The sequence below is a fragment of the Streptomyces sp. T39 genome (assembly GCF_008042045.1).
Taxonomy (GTDB): domain Bacteria; phylum Actinomycetota; class Actinomycetes; order Streptomycetales; family Streptomycetaceae; genus Streptomyces.
In genome coordinates this window covers 1-5,397 of record NZ_RDBP01000137.1, presented here as the reverse complement: position 1 = coordinate 5,397, position 5,397 = coordinate 1, and the positions used below count along the sequence as shown (strand labels likewise).

Annotated in this window: 3 protein-coding genes; all 3 read right to left on the bottom strand. The window is 74.9% G+C overall.

Going from position 1 to position 5,397, the window contains the following annotated elements:
* Positions 1–204: polyketide synthase docking domain-containing protein (locus tag EAO77_RS36135; protein WP_147992528.1), on the bottom strand; the 204-nt coding region annotated here is incomplete at its 3' end.
* A complete protein-coding gene (locus tag EAO77_RS40770; protein WP_410088761.1) occupies positions 201–3,005 on the bottom strand; it encodes an SDR family NAD(P)-dependent oxidoreductase in 2,805 nt (934 codons plus the stop codon). The genes EAO77_RS40770 and EAO77_RS36135, both read right to left, overlap by 4 nt.
* Before the next feature lie 16 nt (positions 3,006–3,021).
* A partial coding sequence (locus EAO77_RS36120; RefSeq protein WP_410088760.1) for a type I polyketide synthase occupies positions 3,022–5,397 on the bottom strand: 2,376 nt, incomplete at its 5' end.

The window sequence follows — 5,397 nt, the reverse complement described above, 5'->3', positions numbered from 1 at the left end:
CCCCGACACCGCATCAACCCCACCCGACACCAACCCCCACAACCCCTCCGGAGACACCACACCCCCCGGAAAACGACACCCCATACCCACCACCGCCACCGGCTCATGAGCGCGTTCCTCGATGTCGCGCAGTCGCCGTTCGGCCTTGTGCAGGTCCAGGGTGACGCGCTTGAGGTATTCGGTGAGCTTCGCTTCGTTCGTCATGACCGGTCCCCCTGGGTGTCGGAACCGGTCCCGGAGGGCCGGCCGATTCGGCTGTCGATGAGTGCGAGGATTTCGTCCGGAGTCGCCGACAGAATGGCGTCCGTGAGGTCGCCGGAACGCTCTTCGGCGAGGTCGCCGCGGCGTTCGACGACGCGCAGCAGAGCCTGGAGGCGTGCCGCGATCGTGTCGCGTGTGTCCCTGTCCGCGGGGTCGAGCGAATCCACCGCCGTTTCCAGGGACGTCAGCCGCGCCAGGGGCGAGGCGTCGTCGGCGGCCGGGGCCGCCGGGACGAGCAGGGTGCGCAGATGGGTCGCGAGCGCGGCGGCCGTCGGGTGGTTGAAGACCACGGTCGCGGGCAGCCGCAGGCCGGTCGCCGCGCCGAGCCGGTTGCGCAGTTCGACGGCGGTGAGGGAGTCGAAGCCGAGGTCCTTGAAGGCGCGGTCGGCGTCGACGGAGCGCCGGGTGCCGCCGAGGACGACGGACACGTGTGTGCCGACCAGGTCGAGGACGAGCGCCTGCTGCTCGGCCGGCGGCAGCGGCGCCAGCCGGTCGGCCCAGGTCTCCGGTCCGGACGCGAGGTCGCCGCCGGTGGCCGCCCGCCGCGGCCGCGGCGGGGGCACGAGGTTCCGCAGGACCGCGGGGACCGGGCCGTCGGCGAGGCCCCGCAGCGCGCGGCCGGGTATCCGGGCGGGCACGGCGAGCGGCGGGCCGGCGGCGAGCGCCTCGTCGAGGAGGGCGAGCGCCTCGCCGGCCGGCAGTGGTTCGACACCGGTGCGGGCCATGCGGGTCACGTCCGTAACGGAGAGGTGGCCGGTCATGCCGGTGGCGACCTCCCAGTACCCCCAGGCGAGCGAGGTGGCGGGCAGTCCGGCCGCGTGGCGGTGTCCGGCGAGTCCGTCGAGGAAGGCGTTGGCTGCCGCGTAGTTGGCCTGACCGGGCGTGCCGATGATCCCGGTGACGGAGGAGAACAGGACGAAGGCGGTGAGGTCGAGGCCGCGGGTCAGCCGGTGCAGGTTCCAGGCGGCGTCGGCCTTCGGTCGCAGCACGCGGCCGAGCATGGCGGGGGTGAGGGCGTGGACGGTGGCGTCGTCGAGCACGCCCGCCGCGTGGACGACGGCGGTGAGCGGGCGGTCGGCCGGGATCGCGTCCAGGACCGCCCGCAGGGCGTCCGGGTCGGCGGCGTCGCAGGCGACGGCGGTGGCCTCGGCGCCCGCGGCGGCGAGTTCGCCGAGGAAGGGGCCCATCCCCTCGGCGTCCGGTCCGGTGCGGCTGGTGAGCAGCAGCCGGCGGACTCCGTGCCGCGTCACGAGATGGCGGGCGACGAGCCGCCCCAGGGTGCCGGTGCCGCCGGTGACGAGGACCGTGCCGTCGGGGTCCGGGGCCGCGGCGGCCCGCTCGGGTGCGGCGATGTCCCGGGTCAGCCGGGGTACGTGCAGGCGCCCCTCGCGCACGGCGGTCTGCGGCTCACCGGTGGCGAGGGCGGCGGGCAGGGCGCGCAGCGAGGCGTCCGAGCCGTCGGTGTCGACGAGGGCCAGCCGCCCGGGGTGCTCCGCCTGGGCGCTGCGGACCAGTCCCCACACGGCGGCGCCGGCGAGGCAGGCGACGTCCTCGCCGGGGCGGGTGGCGACGGCGCTCCGGGTGAGGACCGCGAGGAGGGTGTCGTCGCCGGTCGCGTCGTCGCCGTCCGTCAGCCACGGCCGCAGCACGCCGAGCACGTCCCCGGTCGCCCGCAGGGCCCGTTCGGCCGGGCCGGGAGCCGGCTCACCCGCGCCCGCGGGGTGCGCGGAGCCGACGGCGGGCGCGGTGTGGGCGGGGACGTACAGCACCACGGCGGGCGCCGGTTCGCCGCCGCGGCGGGCGCGCAGGAGGGCGTCCGGTCCGTCGTACGTCCGGACCGCCGCGCCGGTGCCCTCGATCGCGGGGACCAGGGCCTTCGCGCCGTCGCCGAGCAGCGCCCAGGTGCCCGGCCGCGGGGTGTCGGCAGGGGCCGGCACCCCGGGCCATGCCAGCCCGAAGAGGCGGCTGTCGCTCCGCCGGGCGCGGGGCGCCTCGGGAGCGGTGGTCAGGGTGAGGCTCCGCGCCGCGAGGACCGTGCGTCCGGTCGGGTCCGCGGCCAGCAGCCGGTAGCGGTCCGGCCCCAGGGGCGTCAGCCGTACGCGGAGAAGGGCGGCCCCGGTGGCGTGCAGCCGGAGCCCGGTCCAGGCGGCGGTCCTGCGCCGGACGGGCCGGGCGTCCCCGGTCAGGGCGGACAGAGCACGGGTGGCGGCGTCCAGCAGCGCGGGGTGGATGCCGAATGCGCCGGTGTCCTCCCGCGGTCCGCCGGTGAGCTCGACCTCCGCGTACAGGTCGCCGCCGTGCGACCAGGCGGAGCGGACTCCCCGGGCGACGGCGTCCTCCCATGCGTCGGCCGCGTCGCCTCCGGGGGCCGGGGCGAGGGCCGCCGCCGCGGGGGGCGGCCAGGCGCCGTTGGCGGGAGCCGTGTCGTCCACGGCCTCGGGGCCCTCGGGCTCCCCGGGGCTCACGGTGGCCTCCGCGTGGCGGGTCCACCCGGTGTCCTCGTCGCCGTCGGGGCGGGTGTGCACGGTCACCCGCCGCCGCCCGTCGGGGCCGGGGGCGCGGACGGTGACCTGCACCGCGCAGGGGGCGTCCGGGTCGAGGGGGGTGTGCAGCGTCAGTTCGTCCGTCCACGGGCAGTCCGCGCGTTCGGCGGCGTGCAGCACGAGCTCGGTGAGCACCGCGTCCGCGAGGGAGTCCGCCGGTCCGGCGTCGTCCGGCCCCCGGAGGTCGGCGGGCTTCAGCACACCGGTGAGCACGAGGTCACCGCCGTCGGCGAGGGTCACCGCGGCGCCCAGCAGGGGGTGTTCGGAGGCCGTCAGTCCGGCGGCGCTCACATCGGCGGAGGCGGCGGAGGCGCTGTCGAGCCAGTACCGGTCGCGCTGGAAGGCGTAGGTGGGCAGGTCCACCGCCGCGGTCCCGGGGCCGGGCACGGCCGCGTTCCAGTCGACGGCGGTGCCGTGGGTGTGGACCTGGGCGGCGGAGAGCAGGAACCGCCGCCGGCCGCCGTCGTCGCGCCGCAGCGTGCCGGTCACCAGGGGCTCCCGCCCGGTGCCGGCGGCGTCGGCCGCGGTGTCCTGGACGGCCGCCCCGCCGGGCGTCGACCCCTGCCGCGGCGCAGGCCGCCAGCAGTTCGTCCAGCGCGTCCGCTCCGGCCGCGACGGTGGTCGACGCCGGGCCGTTGACGGTCGCCACGTACACGTGTCCACGCAGGCGCTGGATCAGGGGCCGGAGCGCGGCGGCGCCGAGTGCGACGGCCGCCATCCCGCCGTCGCCGGCCCGTGCGGCGATGGCACGGGAGCGCAGGGCGACCACCCGTGCCGCGTCGTCGAGACCGAGCGCGCCCGCCACATGGGCGGCGGCGATCTCGCCCTGCGAGTGCCCGACGACGGCGTCGGGCTCGACGCCCACCGAGCGCCACAGTGCCGCCAGGGAGACCATCACGGCGAACAGCGCGGGCTGGACCACGTCGACGCGGTCGAGCCCCGGGGCGCCCGGCACACCGCGCAGGACGTCCGTCAGCGACCAGTCGGTGTACGGCGCGAGCGCCGTGGCGCAGTCGTCGACGCTGCGGGCGAAAACCGGTGCGGTGTCGAGCAGTTCACGCGCCATGCCGGCCCACTGGGAACCCTGGCCGGGGAAGACGAAGACGGTGCCGGCGTCCCGGTCGGCGGTACCGGTCACGACCTGGGCGGTGTTCTCGTCGCGGGCGAGGGCGTCGAGCCCGGCCAGCAACTCGTCCCGGTCCTCACCCACCACCACCGCCCGGTGATCCAGCAACGCCCGCGTCGACACCAGCGAACGCCCCACCTCCGCCGGCCCCACCCCCGGACGCTCCTCCAGGAACACCCGCAACCGCGCCGCCTGCGCCCGCAACCCCTCACCCGACGCACCCGACACACACCACGCCACCGGCCCCGCCACCGCAACCCCACCCACCACCACCGGCTCCCCACCAGCACCCGGCGGCTCCTCCACGATCACATGCGCATTCGTCCCACTGATCCCGAACGCCGACACACCCGCACGCCGACGCCCACCCGACTCCGGCCACACCACCGACCGCGACGGCACCTCCACCGCCCCCGACGACCAATCCACATGCGGCGACAACTCCCCCGCATACAACGACGCAGGCACCACACCCGCCCGCATCGCCATCACCATCTTGATCACACCCCCCAACCCCGCAGCCGCCTGCGCATGACCGATGTTCGACTTCAACGACCCCACCAACAACGGACGCCCACGCCCCGGCCCGAACACCGACAGCAACGCACCCGCCTCGATCGGATCCCCCAACGCCGTCCCCGTCCCATGCGCCTCCACCACATCCACCTCGGACGCACGCACCCCCGCATCCGCCAACGCCGACGCGATCACCCGCTCCTGAGCAACCCCCGACGGCGCCGTCAACCCATTGCTCGCACCGTCCTGATTCACCGCAGAACCCGACACCACCGCCAACACCGGATGACCCAACCGCACCGCATCACTCAACCGCTCCAACACCAACGACGCCGCGCCCTCACCCCACACCGTCCCGTCCGCCCCCGCACCGAACGCCTTGCACCGCCCATCCGCAGCCAACCCCCGCTGCCGCGAGAACTCCACGAACATCCCCGGATGCGGCATCACCGTCGCCCCCGCCGCCAACGCCAGATCACACTCACCCCGACGCAACGACACACACGCCTGATGCAACGCCACCAACGACGACGAACACGCCGTGTCGATCGTCAACGCCGGACCCTCCACACCCAGCACATACGCAATACGACCCGACGCCACACTCGCCGTATTACCCGTCAGCAAAAACCCCTGCACACCCTCCGACGCCTCATGCAACGACGGACCATAACCACAATGAACAACCCCCGCGAAAACCCCCGTCCGACTCCCCCTCAACGACAGAGGATCAATCCGCGCCCGCTCCACCGCCTCCCACGACGTCTCCAACAACAACCGCTGCTGAGGATCCATCGCCACCGCCTCACGCGGCGAAATACCGAAAAACCCCGCATCGAAATCCGCCACCCCCCGAACAAACCCACCATGACGCGCATACGACGTCCCCACATGATCCGGATCAGGATGAAACAACCCCTCCACATCCCACCCCCGATCCCCCGGAAACCC